The organism is Mesorhizobium sp. B2-4-7, from assembly GCF_006442685.1.
Taxonomy (GTDB): Bacteria; Pseudomonadota; Alphaproteobacteria; order Rhizobiales; family Rhizobiaceae; genus Mesorhizobium.
The window spans coordinates 262,054-277,529 of record NZ_VFVH01000008.1 but is presented as its reverse complement, the minus strand read 5'-3'; the positions used below and the strand labels follow the sequence as shown (position 1 = coordinate 277,529).

Genomic DNA, 15,476 nt, shown 5'->3' with positions numbered 1-15,476 from the left:
CCAGCCTCCATCCGCTGGCGATAAAACCGGACAACTCACGTGCTACCTAATCCGGACAACTCATCTGCTTACGACAGCGAGGCGCGTCGGGCTTGACTTTCCGGGCGCGTTCTTTATGTGTCGCGGCAAGTTTCCCGCGTCCGGGTGTTTGCCCGTGCTCCAGCGGCCAAAACCCCACGAACAAACGGACTGATACCATGGCCAAAGCCGCAAACATCAAGATCAAGCTTCTGTCGACCGCCGACACCGGTTTCTTCTACGTGACCAGCAAAAACAGCCGCACCAAGACGGACAAGCTGTCGTTCCGCAAATACGACCCGGTCGCCAAGAAGCACGTCGAGTTCAAGGAAACCAAGATCAAGTAATCTGGTTTTTCCAAGAGAATGCCGAAACGCCGCCCATCGGGCGGCGTTTTTTTGTTCCTAAAGCATTGATTTCATTGGATGGTAGTCAAACCCAGCATAACGGCCAACGTAATGGATCGCGCTACCGATAGGGCTGCTATAGTCACAAAGCCCGCGCGAGGCAGGGGCCTTGTCGAGCGGCTCTCATAAACCGCGAAAGGCGTGCGCGTCGTCACCGCATAAATCTCCACGACAAAAGCCACGGCGCCTCAGCAAGGATCCAGAGAATTTGTCTCTACGCAGCTTTGCCCTAGCCACAAGAAAGTGGTTCCAAGTACCTTTTCATGACATGCAATGGCACGTAGTCACCCTCGACTAGATTTCCACCTTCCTCGTTCACAAGCACCATTAGAGCCTGAGTAGACTTTCTCATAAACACAGATAACTCAGATCGTATTGGTATATTACAAGAGAATCCTTTAATCATGATTAGAGAGAGTCGATCTTCGTCCATATTGAATTCGAGTTTAGACAAATCATCGTTAAACGGCCGACTGTGGAAAATGATAAGCTCTCCACGATCATTTATGGCTATTTCAATTTTAATAGGAAATTCAAACTGGATTCCACCAATTACGTAAGACTCACGTCTCTGAACTATTGCTAGGATTTTAGATATATCATCTTTAATATCAGATGTGTCGTTCTTTATCGAATTCGCTATCTGCAAAAATTGGTCAAATTTGGCTTCGAGTTTCGGTAGCGAATTGCGCAAATACCCAAGGCGAGACGCGATGAAGGCGACCTCCGCTTTGTGATTTTGCTTCAATGCCTCCCGCATGAAGGCAAGGAAAATAAGAGCCCAGCCCGGCTCATCATCCGTCGCCTTTCCACGAAAAAATGACGCGAAATCGGCAGGAACGGCCAGTTGGTCCTTTCCCTGCTCCGTTCCAGCGATGAGATCGCGCAGAACGCGCTTGCACGCTGCATCCAGACTCGCCTGGACCGCTGCAAAGTCGCGAGCCGATAGCGCGCCGTCCAAATTTGTCTCTATTTCATCGACAACGTCCTTGTTGGATTCTAGCTTGAATGGCCCGCCCAATCCGATCTGCTTATGCAGATAGCGGCGCGCGGCACTAGCGAACTGAATCCTCGCGCGACGCTCCGGCGGCCGTCCGCCAAGCCGCAACTGGTCGGCCTCTTGCGTATCGACATACATGCGCACCATCACGAGTGAAGAGGTGAGTTCACTGAGTCGAATGGCGTGCTCCAAATCGTGGTTTGCTGGAACCGCGCCTGTATGAGCGCGCAGCTTGGATGCGACGTCCTCGTAGATCGCTTTATAACGTCCGCCAAACAGCGTCTCGCCGATCTTATCTAGGATGTCGCCGGCATTTTCGAGCGCCTTCCAACCGATCACCGCCCCGATGTATCCGCAAACCGAGATCATTCGTCTAGGTCCCTGATGATGGCCCAAAGTAGGGCGGCAGTTGACCAGAAATCAAGAATACCAAACGGCTGAGCCTAGCTCATATCCCGCCGCGGACGGTGGAGTTCAAAGAGATTTAGGCTGCTTTGCCGGCCGCCCTGGGATAGAGCGTGGCTTGATACTGCTGCCCTCGCTGTCCGCTAGGCGTCAATTCGCGACTGAATCTGTTCCGTGATTTCGCTGCGTATGAAAGCAATTCTCCGGTCTCCGAGCGTGATGGCAGACGGAAGCCGTCTTCTGACATACCGGTTCACCGGCCTAGGCTGGTCATTCTCGCGGCATGGTTCAGTGATACGAGCGTCGGCGGAATTGTTATTCGCAGGCATTATAAATCTCCCCCCCGCCGCGTTGCGGCGATTCAAGAACCAAACTGATTGATGAAAGGACGCCACATGATGGCGGCAGGAGGAGGTTTCTATTAATGTGGCTCCGCAAAGCGGTTGGCCCGGGTCAAGCAAGTTTCGACTCGTCAAAAGGCCGTATGGTTAGAATGTGCCCAGCGGGCAACAGAGTGGCCGCTCGGCGGCCGCGCCCCTACCCTACCCGGTCGGCGCTTTTCGGGTCGAAAACATGCAGCGCCGCCGGATCGGCCGATAGCCGCACCGTCTCGCCAGGCTTCACGCCGGCGCGGCCCATGGCGAACACGCAAAGCTGCTGGCCGGCCAGCTTGACGTAGAACTGCGTCGAGAGGCCGAGCGGCTCGACCACCACCACTTCGCCTTGCAGCGGGCCGTCATCCGCCAGCCTTATATGCTCCGGCCGCAAACCGACGGTAACCGCATCGCCTTCCCTGAGTGGCAGGCCATCCGGCAATCGCAGTTTCTGGCCATCGGACAGCACTGCATCCGCCTTGCCGCCCTTCTCAACACTCGCGGGCAGGAAATTCATGCCGGGCGAGCCAATGAATCCGGCGACGAACATGTTGGCCGGCCGGTCATAGAGGTCGAGCGGCGCGCCGACCTGCTGGACGACGCCGTCATGCATCACGACGATGCGGTCGGCCATGGTCATGGCTTCGATCTGGTCATGCGTGACATAGACGGACGTGGTCTTCAGTTGCTGGTGAAGCGCCTTGATCTCGGCGCGCATGTGCACGCGCAGCTTGGCGTCGAGGTTCGAAAGCGGCTCGTCGAAAAGAAAGACCTTGGGATCGCGCACGATGGCCCGGCCCATGGCGACGCGCTGGCGCTGGCCGCCGGAAAGCTGGCGCGGCAGGCGTTGCAGGAAATTGTCCAGCCCAAGCCGCCTGGCGGCTCCGTCGACACGCGCGTCGATCGCCTGCTTCTCTGCCTTCCTCAGCATCAGGCTGAAGCCCATGTTCTTAGACACGTCCATATGCGGATAGAGGGCGTAGGACTGGAACACCATGGCGATGTCGCGGTCCTTCGGCGCGACGTCGTTGACTAACCGCTCGCCGATACGGATCTCGCCATCGGAAACCTCCTCCAGACCGGCGATCATGCGCAGAAGCGTCGATTTCCCGCAGCCGGACGGACCGACGAGGACGACGAACTCGCCGTCGGCGATGTCGAGGTCGACCGCGTGCAACACACGCACGCCACCATAGTCTTTGCGGACTTTTTCCAGCGTAACGGAAGCCATCGATTATCCCTTCACGGCGCCGGCGGTGAGACCGGTGACGAGATAGCGTTGCAGGAAGCCGAAGAAGATGCAGACCGGGATCAGCGCCAGGATCGACGCCGCCATCATCTGCCCCCAGTCGACGGCGAACTTGCCGATGAAGGTGAGCAGGCCGACGGCGAAGGTCTTCTTGTCATCGCTGGAGATCAGCATCAGCGCGAACAGGAGTTCGCTCCAGGCAGCGGTGAAGACAAAGCCGAGCGTGGCGCCCATGCCGGGTAGCGTCAGCGGCACGATCACCCGGCGCATCGCCTGCGCGCGTGTGCAGCCGTCGATCATCGCCGCCTCCTCCAGGTCCTTCGGTATGCCGTCGAAGAAGGACTGCATCAGGAAGGTTGCAAACGCGGTATTGAAGGCGGTGTAGATGATGATCAGCCCGGTCAGGCTGTTGATCAGGCCGATCTGGCCCATCACGCGATAGATCGGTGGAATGACCATGACTAGCGGGAAAGTCTGGGTCAAAAGCAGCATCAGCGCCAGTGCCGCCTTGCCGCGAAAGGTGAAGCGCGACATGGCATAGCCGGCAAGCGTCGCGATGACAGTCACCAGTGCAGCCGTCGAAACCGAGACGATGACGCTGTTGAGGAAATAGCGCGGAAAGTCGGTCGCCTCGAGCACGGTGACGAAGTTCTGCAACGTCATCTGCGACGGCCAGAAGGTGATGCCTTCGGAATAGAGAAGCCGTTCCGGTGTAACCGATATCTTCAGCGTCCAGAAGATCGGGAACAGGGCGAAGATCACATAGGCCGCGATGGCCGCATAGAGCCCGACGCCGCCGAAGAAGCGCTGCGAAGATGAGCGTCCCGCAATCATCAGACGTGCCTCACCAGAGAGCGGCGGATGGCGATCAGCGCAATCGCATAGGCAATGAGCAGGACGAGCAGCAGCACGGCAACCGCCGATGCGTAGCCCTTGTCCAGCGACTTGAAGGCACTGACATAGATGTAGACCGGCACCGTGTTGGTCGACCCGGCCGGCCCGCCCTCGGTCATGACGAAGATCAGGTCGGCGAAAGTGGCGATCCAGATGGTACGCAGCATCACCGTGATGGCGATGGTCGGCGCCAGGAACGGCAGCGTCACCTTGGTGAAGCGTTGCCAAGGCGAGGCGCCGTCGATCGCTGCCGCCTCATGCAGTTCCGAGGGAATGGATTTCAGTGCCGCCAGCAACGTGATGGCAAAGAACGGGATGCCGAACCAGACATTGGCGACGATCGGCCCCCACATGGCGGTCGAGGGATCGGAGAGAACGTTGGTCGACTCGGCCTTCAGCCCCAGCGCGAACAGCCAGTGCGGCAGCGGCCCGATGATCGGATTGAACAGCCATGCCCATGTCAGGCCCGACAGGAAGGACGGCACCGCCCAGGGCAGGAACACCAGCGCCTGCACCACCTTGCGGCCCCGAAACGGCTTGTCGAGCAGCAGCGCCAGGCCAAGGCCGAGGAAGAACTGGAAGAACAGGCTGGAGAGCGTCCACCACAACGTATTGACCAGCGCCTGGCCGAGCACGGCATCCGACAGCATCGCCTGGTACTGGCCGAGCCCGACATATTCCGACTTGAAGGCCGAAAACTTACGGAACGAATAGCTGATGCCGATGACCAGCGGCACCAAAAGCACCACGACCAGCAGGATGATCGCCGGGCTGAGATAAAGCCAGGGTTCGGTGGCAGCGTGCGTCAGCCGCTTGCGGCGCGGCCTCCCGGCGGGTCGTATTTCGGAAACGGCATAGGTCATTTGGGCTCAACAGTGGTGAGTGGGTGCCGGCGAAGCCGACAGCACCCTTCTCCCCGTATACGGGGAGAAGATGCCGGCAGGCAGATGAGGGGCAGCGCCAGGCTGACAGAACGTAGCGCCGCCTCTCATCCGGCCCTATCGGGCCACCTTCTCCCCGTGAACGGGGAGAAGGAAGAAAAACTACTTCTTGTTCTTCGCCATCCAGTCCTGCTGTTCCTTGGTCAGGAAGGCGGCCCATTGGTCGGCAACCTCCTTGGCCGTCTTTTGGCCCAGCAGCACTTCCTGGAAATTCTTGATCGCCACCTGGTCGACGAAATTGCCGAGGTTCTCCAGATGCGTCGGCGGCGTCACCATTTCATACTTGGCGCTGTCGCTGAGCTCCGTGAACCAGCCCTTGAACTGCTCGGTCTTGAAATGCGGATCCTGGTCGGCGCCGTTGTGGATCGGGACGACGCCGACTTCCTTGGCCCATTCCAGATTGTCCTTGGGCGAGAGCAGCGTCGCCATCAGCTTCCAGGCGTCGTCCTTGTGCTGCGAATTGGCGAACATTGCCCAGCCGGCATAGCCGAGCGTCGGATAGGACTTGCCGCTCGGCCCGACCGGCAGCGGCGCCACGGCGAAGTCGTCGGCGCTCATCTTGTCGGCGATGCCGAGCAGCGCGTCCGGATCCTGGTTGAGCATGGCGCAGGTGCCGGAATAGAAGCCGGTGACGGTTTCGTTGAAGCCCCAGCTCACCGCGTCCTTGGGCGCCAGGCCCTGCTTGTACATGTCGGCCAGCATCTGCAGGCCCTTGACCGAGCCCTCCTCGTTGATGGTCGAGGTGCCGTCTTCGTTGAAGTAGCCGCCCTTGCCGGCGGCGATGTTCATGAACATGTGCATGCCATTGAAGGCGCCGGGCCCGCCGCGCAGGCAGTAGCCGTATTTGCCGGGCAACGCCGAGATCTTCTTGGAATCGGCGACGAACTCGTCGAGCGTGGCCGGCGGGCCGTCGAGACCGGCTTCCCTGAACAGCTTCTTGTTCCAGAACAGCGCGTTCACATAGTAGCCGTAAGGGATCATGAACTGGGTGTTATTGACGGTCGAGCCGAACTGCTTGGCGCGCTCCCCGAGCGTCTTGGCGTCGTCCCACTTGGCCATGTACGGGCCGAGATCCTCGAGCTGGGCGTTGTTGGCGTAGAGGCCCATCCAACGTTCCGGCATCTCGACCACGTCGGGCGTATCGCCTGCCTGCACCATGGTCAGGAACTTTTCGAAAGCCTGCCCCCAGGGCAGCGAGATCAGCTCGACCTTGATGCCGAGATTGGCCTTTTCGAATTCGGCGATCTGCTTCTTCAGGAACTCCGTGCGCGGCGGGCTGGTGATGACTTCGACCATTTTCAGGGTCGAATCGGCCAGCGCGTTTCCGGCGGAAATCGCCAATCCCGCGGCTGTGGCAAGCATGACGGTCAGTTTTTTCATCTTCAAGACTCCCATTTTGAAGCGGCTTGTTATTTTCTGGCTTTTTCGAAGGCCTGCGCCACGTCGGCCCACAGGTCCTCGACACTTTCCAATCCGACATTGAAGCGGATTGTTCGGGGGCTGACGCCGAAGCGCGCCATCGAATTCAGTCCCGGCGTCTGCTCCAGCGACGCCTTGGCCGGCACGACCAGGCTCTCATGGCCGCCCCAGCTCACGCCGATGCGGAAATATTTTAACGCATCGACGAAGACGGGGATGTCGATATCCTCGGTGACCTCGAAGGAGAACAACCCCGCGTAACCAGCAAGCGTCGCCTTGCCCGGATGGTTCGAATAGGCGGGGTGGTTCACGCGCTCGACATTGCCATGCGCCTTCAGCCGCTCGGCGATGGTAAGCCCGCTCTTCATGTGATGCGGCAGGCGCAGCGGCAGCGTGCGCAGCCCGCGCAGCAAGAGCCAGGCCTCGAAGGGCGAAAGCTTGCCGCCGAGATAGGAATAGGTCTGCTCGTTGATGTGCTTGATGTGGGCGGCCGAGCCTGCCACCACGCCGGCGACCGTATCGCTATGGCCGCCGAGATATTTCGAAGCCGAATGCAGCACCAGATCGACGCCATGCGTGATCGGCTTCTGGAACACCGGTGTCGCCCAGGAATTGTCGATCGTGGTGACGATGCCCTGCTCCTTCGCCAGCCGGGTCAGGTGAGCCAGGTCCTGCAACTCGAACATCATCGAGGTCGGGCTCTCCAGATAGAGCAGCCTGGCGCCCGGAAGGGCCGCCGCCACCGCATCCGGATCGGAGCCGTCGACATAGTCGACCCTGATGTTGAGCCGCGGCAAAAGCCGCTCGAACAGCCGATAGGCATCACCATAGCAATTGCGCACCGCAACGATGCGCTCGCCGGCGCCGACGAAGGCGAGCACCGTGGCGCTGATCGCCGCCATGCCGCTGGAAAAGCCGCGCGCGGCCTCGGCGCCCTCGAGCGCGGCGACGCGTGCCTCGAACTCCATCACCGTCGGATTGTCGCCGCGCGAATAGATCGGCTGCTTCCGTTTGCCGGCAAAAGTATCCGCCATCTCGGCATAGCTGGCGAAGGTGAACAGCGATGTCTGGTAGATCGGCGGCACCACCGCCCCACCCGGGAAAGGTTCGTCATGCGCCAGAAGCGTCGCCGCCTCGGCAAGATAGTCGTGATCGAAACCTGAGGGATGTTCGTTCATGTCTGGCTCGAAAGTTTGAGTTTGGCGGCGCCGCGCTTCAGATCGTCCTCGACGGTGGCGATCAGCTTGAGCGCCTCGCCGCGGGCGCCGTGCGGGTCGCGCGCGGCGATGCGCTCGTAAATGGTCCGATGATAGGGAAAACTGGCGTGGCCGAAATCGCGCACGCCCAGCGGATGCTCCCAGAAGCGGTGGAACAATTCGTGCATGGCGGCGATGATCTGTTCGAACAGCGGGTTGCCGGAAACCCTGTAGATCGCCTGGTGGAACTCCCAGTCCTCTTCCGAAGACATGCCCTCGCGCGTGCGGAACGCCTGCTCCATGATGTCGAGCTTGCGCTCGATTTCGGCGATATCGGTCTGGCTCGCGCGTTCGGCGCAAAGGGCGGCGGCTTCCGCCTCCAGCGCGCGACGGATTTCAAGCGTCTGCATCAGGCTGGTGAAGTCGTTGCCGCCCGCAAGCGTCAGCGGCAGATGCAACATGTCCGGCGAAACGGCTGCCTTGAGATAGGTGCCGCTGCCTTGCCGGCGCTCGACCAGCCCGAGCCCTTCCCAGCGCGTCAGCGCCTCGCGCACCGTGTTGCGGCTGACCTTCAGCCGCTCGGCCAGGATGCGTTCCGTTGGCAGCCGCTCGCCCGGCTGGAGGGCCTCGGCACGAACAAAGCCTACCAACGCCTTCAGCACGGCGTCGTCACGCGCCGTCGTCTGAATAGGTGGCAGGCTGTTTTGATCCACGCGCGTTCCAAGTGGTCCAATGGTCCAACCAATTTCTGCACAGATGATACCTCCTGTCAACGGGATGTCAGGAGACCTAAAACCGTAAAAGCTCGCAACGCATGACAAGCACGCGTTTGCGGGCGATGCGCCAGGCCGGCCTCGACCCTGCTACGCCGCATCAACGCGCGGCCCGAACCAGGTGGTCAGCGCATCGGCCAGTCCCTGTTGGCTTCCGGAACCAACCCATGCCACGTACCCGTCGGGGCGGATCAGCACCGCGTCGGGCCCGGCGACGGCCCCGAGAACTGGCAGCTCCCAGTCGCCGTCGTACACGGCGTCGACCTGCTGGACCCGATCCGCCCATGGCTTGATGTCCAGCATGCCGGGCGTGCCGAGGTTGATCAGCACCGGCCGGGCATGGTGCAGCAAGGTAAACAGCCGCACCGGCCCGCTGGCGGTGAGCAGATCGAGGTCGGGTATTCGCCACCCAAGCAGCGCGTGCCCCTCCCCGAGGTCGTAGTGGACACCCAGGCCGGACATCTCTGCGGCGATTCGTTTGCGTGGTTCATCCATGGCGAGCAGTTCGGCGATGGTGTCGCCCAGGGCTTTGGTGCGGTCATCCATGCGGCGAAGCGCGACCTGCGCCATCGTGTTGCGCAACACGCGGGCGGCGACCGGATGGCGCTCGGCATGGTAGCTGTCGAGCAGACTGTCCGGTGATGCCCGTTTGACGACCTGGGCCAGCTTCCATCCCAGGTTGACCGCGTCCTGCACGCCGATGTTGAGGCCCTGTCCGCCCATTGGGGGATGGATATGCGCAGCGTCGCCGGCCAGCAGGACACGTCTGTCGCGGTAAGCGGCAGCCTGGCGCGTCATATCGGTGAAACGAGAGAGCCAGGTCGGACTGTGGACGCCGAAATCGGTGCCATAGATAACGGTGAGCGCCTCGCGGAGATCGTCCAATGTCGGTTCACCACCGATGATCAGTCGTTTCTCGGTCAGCACGATCCCCAACCGGTCGCCGTCCTCGATCTTGCCTATCGCATGGGTTCCGTGGGCGTCGCTGCGAAAGCCCAATGGCGGTTCTTCCGACATCTCGACCTCGGCGATCATCCAGCTCATCGTCGGATCCCATCCAGCGAATTCGATGCCCGCCGCCTTGCGCATCGTGCTGCGTCCACCGTCGCATCCGACGAGGTACTGCGCCTTCATCCGTCGGCCATCGGAAAGCCCCACATCCACGCCACTGTCGTCCTGCATGAAATCCGTGACTTCCTGTCCGCGATGGATCGGCACCCCCAATTCGCTGATCCAGTCGGCCAATATCCGCTCGATGTGGTTTTGCCGCAGCGCCAGCAGATAGTTGTGCCGGGTGGGAAAGTCGCTGATGTCCAAACGGATCATGTGGAAGCCGACGGTCGGGAAGCATCGCCCCTGGCAGAGGAACCGGTCGGCGATCCCGCGCTGGTCGAGCACCTCGATTGTGCGTGCGTGCAGGCCACCCGCGCGCAAGCCAATCAGCTGCTGGGTCGGGCGCCGCTCGACAATGGCGACGTCGATGCCCGCCAATGCGAGTTCGCCTGCCAGCATCAATCCTGTCGGGCCGCCCCCGGCGACAATCACCGCATGATTTCGACGCGATCCATCTGTCGGTGCACGCATTCCCGTCACTCCGCTCCCATTGGCTAGGGCCGCGGTTTTACGGGAGGAACCCGGGCTTGAAGCAAGCCCCTTGGGCGCCATATGTATGAAGTGAGGAGCAACGCCCTCCGCCGGATGGCAAGAGAGCGTGCGCCGCAGCTCTTCACATCGTGGCTCGCCTTTTACAGTCCAAATGCTGTCGATATCCTGTGCGCAAAAAGCTCCTCATATCCGGAGCTTGGCGCAGAATCCTGATGCTATTTTGAAAGGGGGCCGGTCGGCGTTTGGCAGCGGTACGAGGAGGCCACTATGTGCCAGCGCCGGCCGGCCGACCCCACGGACCCAGGAGATGCGGCGGACCTGAGCATCATGGGGTATTTTTTGATCGACCCGGCTGTCTGTCCTCGTGCCGGCGTCGCTCTGTCTGTGGCCGCACATTTGCGCAAGAGCTTATGAAAATCAACAGTTTCTTAACCAAGCCTCGTGAATCGCTTGGATTAAGGTAAATGGGTAACCTTGCCGGATTGACGGATACTCTTACCCGGTCCGTCAGGCAGCCTTGGCGACGACGCGGTTGCGGCCACCGCTCTTGGCTTCATAGAGCGCCAGATCGGCGCGTTTCATCAGCGCCGCCACCGTATCCACCCCCTTCAGCACCGACGACACGCCGACGCTGACGGTGACCTCGATGGCCTTGCCGTCAGGCCCGATGACGAACGGCATCTGGGCGATTTCGGCGCGGATGCGTTCGGCCACCTTTTCGGCGATCGCTCCATCGGTGTCAGGCATGACCACTACGAACTCCTCACCGCCGAACCGGCAGGCCAGATCGATGCCGCGCACGTTCTTGCGCAGCCGCCGCGCGAATTCCCGCAGCACCTCGTCGCCACCGTCATGGCCGTGCGTGTCGTTAATCGACTTGAAGCGATCGAGGTCGGTGATCATCACCGACAGCGGCCGACGCCGCGCCACGGCGCGGTCGAACAGCGTCTGGAGATGGCTGTCGAGATAGCGGCGGTTGTGCAGCCCGGTCAGCCCGTCGGTCACCGCCATTTCGATCGTCTGCGTCACGCTGGCGCGCAATTGGTCGTTGTAGCGCTTGCGGCGCACCTGGGTGCGCAACCGCGCCGTCAGTTCCTGCTGGTCGATAGGCCGCATCAGATAGTCGTTGATGCCGAGTTCGAGACCACGGATGATGCGCTCCTCCTCGCCCTCCTCCGCCAGCAGGATGATCGGCAGGAAGCGTGTGCGATCGAGCGAGCGCAGTTGCGAGCAGAGCCGAAGCGGATCGAAATCGGCGAAGCTCGTCGAGATCATCACGCATTCATAGGGCGTCTCCGCCGCCTGGAAGAAGCCGGCATGCGGATCGCTGGCGACATCCAGGTCAGCACAGTCGCGCAGCATCTTCTGGACGCGCTCGATCGACGATTTGCGCTCATCGATCAGAAGCACTTTCGGCGTCGTGTCCTCGGAGGCGAAATTGCGGCTGAGCAACTCTTCGATGCCGATGTTGCGCGTGGTCGAAGCGCGCAGCCGCAACTCGTCGGTCAGCGACTTCAGCCTGACGAGGCTCTTGACGCGCGTCATCAGTTGCAGGTCGTTGACGGGTTTGGTCAGGAAATCGTCGGCGCCGACCTCAAGCCCGCGCACCCTGTCGGAAACCTGGTCGAGTGCGGTGATCATTACCACTGGAATATGCGACGTCGCCGGATCGCTCTTGAGGCGGCGGCAGACCTCGAAGCCGTCCATGTCCGGCATCATGACGTCGAGCAGCACGACGTCGACCTTGCCGTTCTCGCAGGTCTCGATCGCATCCGGGCCGTTGGTGGCGGTCAACACCTCGAAATATTCGGCCAGCAGCCGAACCTCCAGCAGCCTGACATTGGCAGGGATGTCGTCGACGACGAGAATCCGAGCGGTCATTTCACAAGGCTCCGGCTTTGGCGGCAAGGTGCATCAGGAATCACCCAGGTAGGACTTGATGGTTTCGATGAAGCGCGGCACCGAGATCGGCTTGGAGATATAAGCCTCGCAGCCGCCCTGGCGGATGCGCTCCTCGTCGCCCTTCATCGCGAAGGCGGTGACGGCAATGACCGGGATGACGTGCAGGTCGTCGTCTTCCTTCAGCCATTTCGTCACCTCCAGCCCAGACACTTCAGGCAACTGGATGTCCATCAAAATGAGATCCGGCCGGTGCTGACGCGCCAGATCGAGCGCTTCCAGACCGTTGCGGGTGCGAACTGTCTCGTAACCGCTTGCTTCGATGAGGTCCCGAAAGAGCTTCATGTTGAGCTCATTGTCCTCGACGATCATGACCTTCTTAGGCATCGATATCCCGTCCCGGCCGCTGTTCCGCTCGAAGGCGGCCGTTATGCGCCCTTCCGGGACGCACCAAACCCTACTCGACTCTACGGCAATATGATTGACGAAACGGAAACCTGCGGCGAGAAAAGCTGCTCCGTTTCCACCTCGGGTCCCGCACTGAAGAGGTAACGACTTGCCGCAAGCGACGCTTGCCATTACTGCGGAAGAGACTCACATTCCGCATACCCTGAAAGGTAATGATGGCAAACGCAGCGTCAATGCGCGAAGAGGCCGAAACCATTGCCGTGAAGGCTCTGGCCTTCGTCGCCTCTGATCCCGAACTGCTGCCTCGCTTCCTGGCGATCACCGGCATCGAGGCGCATTCGATCCGCAAAGCTGCCGGCGAGCCGGGATTTCTGGCCGGTGTGCTGCAGTTCGTTCTCGCCCACGAACCCACATTGCTGCGTTTTGCCGAGGAAACCGGCACGCCACCGGCCTCCGTCGGCAAGGCGTTGCGCGCGCTGCCGCTGGGCGACGATAACCACGAGCATTCCATATGAGTGACGATCCCAAGGCGGCGCCCCGATCGCCAGGTCGAGCGAAGTCTGACTCTTGTCGCCCGCCCGGTCTGAGCGACAAGTATAAAACGAAGGCTTGAGGCGCGTCGCGCCAATCCGTTCGAAGGCGACGCGCTTTGGTGAGCCGAGTGGCTACGGTGTCGGGTCCGCCTGGTCCGTCTCGTCGCCGCCATCGTCAATGCTGTCGTCCTCGGCTGTATCGGCCGGCTTCAGCATGACGCCATTGACAATGACCGAACCGTCCGGCTTGGCGTTGATGACCCATTCCATACGGCCGTCCGTCAAGGTCTTGCCGAACCCTTTCACCATCAGGGCCACAGGGACGTACTGCGCCACCTCCGGTTCCGATTTCGCCGCTTCCTGCAGGCCTTCGACGATCTTGTCGAAGCCGGCGACGTCCACCGTCACATTGGCTTCCGGCTTCTCGCCAGGAAACGTCATTTCGCCTTCCAAGGCGATTTCGGTATCCTTGTTCTTGATGGTGCTATGGCCAATGACGACCTTCGGCGTCTTGGCCATGAAGTCGGTTTTGAGCTGCTCTCCGAATTCGGCCGACAGCGGCGGGTTCTTGTTAAGATCAAAGGCTTCGATTGCCTTCTTCGCCATGCTGTCGAGATCGATATTGGCGCCGCCGAAGTTCAGGTCGATATCGGTCGGCAGCAGCGCCATGCTCCAGTTCGGCAGAAGCTGCTGCGGCACGGTCAACCCAGATGCCTTGATCCCGTAGCCGATCGTACCGCTCTGGGCGACGCCATCCGTTCCGAAGGCGGTGCTGAGCTGCGCCGCACCGAACGTGCCGACCGGGCTCTCGACCGCGAAATTCTTGAACCCGTATGTCCCGTCGATGCGCTCCCACACAGGAAGCGCGGCGAGCAGAAGCGATTTGAGCTGTGCCTGGTTGGCTTTCAGCGTGGCTTCATTCTCATTGGCGACGGCAAATGCCAGGAGATCGAGCAGCGGCTTGGTCTGCACGCCCTTGCCTTTGGCATCCACCGACAGTTCCGGTGATTTGACGGTGACCGGGAATTTCAGTCCGCTTTCGGGATCGTCGAATTTGATCGCCTCGACAAAGTTCGACACTTTTTGCGACAACGCGAAATCGACCCCGCCATTGGCAGCCTTGGTGGCGGCCATGGTCGCGGTGCCGCCGTCGGCGCTGACTTCCATGTGCTGCTTGGCATCTTGCGACACCATCGTCATGCCCGCCATCGAACTGGTGCCGCTGGTAAAGGCCGCCAGATTGGGGTCGTAGACACCGGAACCCTTGCCGTCCTTGATAGAAAATTGCGTGCTCTGCAGCCCCTGCGGCCCGTTGAACTCGAAGGAGGCGCTGTGCGAAAGATCCATCGAGACATCCCAGGTCCCGTCGCTGCGCGGCTTGACCAGCAGGGCGTAGGGCGCAAAGTCGAATTTCAACAGCTTCTGGTCGGGCAAGGTGCCGGCGAGCGCCTTGAAATCGAACACGATCTTGTAGGCGCCGCCTTCGACTGAAACCTTCAGAATGCCCTTGTCGAGCGCCTGTTTGCCGACATAGCGGGACAGGTTCTCGGATAGCTGCTTCGCACCCTGGCTGTCGACGCTCTGGCCGAAAGCGGGCGCGCTGAGCAGAAGCGCGGTAAAGGCGATTGGCAACATCCGGTTCACGTAGAATTCTCCGTTTGGTCGAAAAGGCAAAATCGTCTCCTACTTCTGGTAGGGAAAGACCGTCACAACTGCAAGACGGCGAAGTTCAGGCGCTCGGCTCCAGCACCAGCCGCATCAACGGCCGGCCCGCCTTGCGTTCCAGGAGCCGCTCGAACCCGGCCTTCTCGAACACGCGCGACGAGCCCACGAACAGCCCGATGGAGCGTGAATCCTTCGACAGGTCTATCGGGCAGGCTTCCACCATTCGCGCGCCGTTCCTGCGGGCGAAATCGATGCCGCCTTCGACCAGGCGATGGCTGATGCCCCGGCCCCGTGCCTTGGCGCGGATGAAGAAACAGGAAATTGCCCAGACGCTCGGATCCGATGCGTCCGCGGGATCGACCGGAGCCGAGCCCCGGCCCCGGTTGTTCCACTCGGGCACGTCGGCGCGCGGCCCGATCTGCATCCAGCCGACTGCCTTGCCGTCCTCGAACGCCAGCATGCCCGGTGGCGGGCCTGCTTCGATGCGCGCCCTGATGTGGTCTTTGTTGCGTTCGCGGCTGCTTTCGCGACGAGCCGCCGGCGCCAGCCGGAAATGCGTGCACCAGCAGCCGTAGCAGGCGCCCTGCTTGCCGAAGAGATCTTCGAATTCAGGCCAGAGCTCAGGCGCCAGCGGCACTATGGTCGTGCTCATGCGTTCTCCCCAGGCCAAGCTTGTCGCTAGCCTTGCAC

The 15,476-nt window shown here is 61.0% G+C and carries 14 protein-coding genes; 2 read left to right on the top strand and 12 right to left on the bottom strand.

Annotated elements, in window-relative coordinates; translation table 11 throughout:
• Positions 1–197 precede the first annotated feature (197 nt).
• Positions 198–365: a 50S ribosomal protein L33 gene (gene rpmG / locus FJ946_RS21805; protein ID WP_006201775.1), complete on the top strand. Its 168-nt coding sequence runs from the start codon at positions 198–200 to the stop codon at positions 363–365.
• A gap of 289 nt (positions 366–654) precedes the next feature.
• Here the strand turns inward: rpmG and FJ946_RS21800 are convergent, their stop codons facing one another.
• The 10 genes from FJ946_RS21800 to FJ946_RS21750 all read right to left on the bottom strand — a co-directional run bounded on the left by FJ946_RS21800 (position 655) and on the right by FJ946_RS21750 (position 12,567).
• Positions 655–1,794: a hypothetical protein gene (locus FJ946_RS21800; protein ID WP_140564033.1), complete on the bottom strand. Its 1,140-nt coding sequence runs from the start codon at positions 1,792–1,794 to the stop codon at positions 655–657.
• Positions 1,795–2,367: 573 nt separating this feature from the next.
• Positions 2,368–3,435: a sn-glycerol-3-phosphate ABC transporter ATP-binding protein UgpC gene (ugpC, locus tag FJ946_RS21795; RefSeq protein ID WP_140520976.1), complete on the bottom strand. Its 1,068-nt coding sequence runs from the start codon at positions 3,433–3,435 to the stop codon at positions 2,368–2,370.
• Positions 3,436–3,438: 3 nt separating this feature from the next.
• Positions 3,439–4,287 carry a carbohydrate ABC transporter permease gene (locus tag FJ946_RS21790; protein ID WP_140501552.1) on the bottom strand — a complete coding sequence of 283 codons (849 nt, stop codon included), beginning with the start codon at positions 4,285–4,287 and terminating at the stop codon, positions 3,439–3,441.
• Positions 4,287–5,210, bottom strand: a complete 924-nt coding sequence (locus FJ946_RS21785) for a sugar ABC transporter permease (RefSeq protein WP_140564034.1) — start codon at positions 5,208–5,210, stop codon at positions 4,287–4,289. Before FJ946_RS21785 ends, FJ946_RS21790 begins: the two co-directional genes overlap by 1 nt.
• A gap of 180 nt (positions 5,211–5,390) precedes the next feature.
• Positions 5,391–6,668, bottom strand: coding sequence for a sugar ABC transporter substrate-binding protein (locus FJ946_RS21780; protein WP_140520977.1), 1,278 nt, complete (start codon positions 6,666–6,668; stop codon positions 5,391–5,393).
• A gap of 29 nt (positions 6,669–6,697) precedes the next feature.
• Positions 6,698–7,885 carry a PLP-dependent transferase gene (locus FJ946_RS21775; protein ID WP_140520978.1) on the bottom strand — a complete coding sequence of 396 codons (1,188 nt, stop codon included), beginning with the start codon at positions 7,883–7,885 and terminating at the stop codon, positions 6,698–6,700.
• Entirely contained in the window at positions 7,882–8,616 is a 735-nt protein-coding gene (locus FJ946_RS21770; protein WP_140520979.1) for a FadR/GntR family transcriptional regulator, read from the bottom strand. The genes FJ946_RS21775 and FJ946_RS21770 overlap by 4 nt, the downstream gene beginning before the upstream one ends.
• A gap of 150 nt (positions 8,617–8,766) precedes the next feature.
• Positions 8,767–10,260, bottom strand: coding sequence for an FAD-dependent monooxygenase (locus FJ946_RS21765; RefSeq protein WP_140564035.1), 1,494 nt, complete (start codon positions 10,258–10,260; stop codon positions 8,767–8,769).
• A gap of 528 nt (positions 10,261–10,788) precedes the next feature.
• The gene (locus tag FJ946_RS21755) at positions 10,789–12,162 is read right to left on the bottom strand and encodes a PleD family two-component system response regulator (RefSeq protein WP_140562440.1); all 1,374 of its coding nucleotides are present in this window, start codon (positions 12,160–12,162) and stop codon (positions 10,789–10,791) included.
• 33 nt (positions 12,163–12,195) lie between these two features.
• Entirely contained in the window at positions 12,196–12,567 is a 372-nt protein-coding gene (locus FJ946_RS21750) for a response regulator (RefSeq protein WP_140501538.1), read from the bottom strand.
• Between the two features lie 236 nt (positions 12,568–12,803).
• Here FJ946_RS21750 and FJ946_RS21745 point away from each other — a divergent pair, with 236 nt between their 5' ends.
• Positions 12,804–13,103 carry a DUF3572 domain-containing protein gene (locus tag FJ946_RS21745; RefSeq protein ID WP_140501536.1) on the top strand — a complete coding sequence of 100 codons (300 nt, stop codon included), beginning with the start codon at positions 12,804–12,806 and terminating at the stop codon, positions 13,101–13,103.
• Between the two features lie 150 nt (positions 13,104–13,253).
• Here FJ946_RS21745 and FJ946_RS21740 read toward each other — a convergent pair whose 3' ends face one another.
• On the bottom strand, positions 13,254–14,756 hold the full coding sequence (locus FJ946_RS21740; RefSeq protein ID WP_140564212.1) for a hypothetical protein: 1,503 nt from the start codon (positions 14,754–14,756) through the stop codon (positions 13,254–13,256).
• Between the two features lie 94 nt (positions 14,757–14,850).
• The gene (locus FJ946_RS21735; RefSeq protein ID WP_140518294.1) at positions 14,851–15,438 is read right to left on the bottom strand and encodes a GNAT family N-acetyltransferase; all 588 of its coding nucleotides are present in this window, start codon (positions 15,436–15,438) and stop codon (positions 14,851–14,853) included.
• Positions 15,439–15,476: the final 38 nt, after the last annotated feature.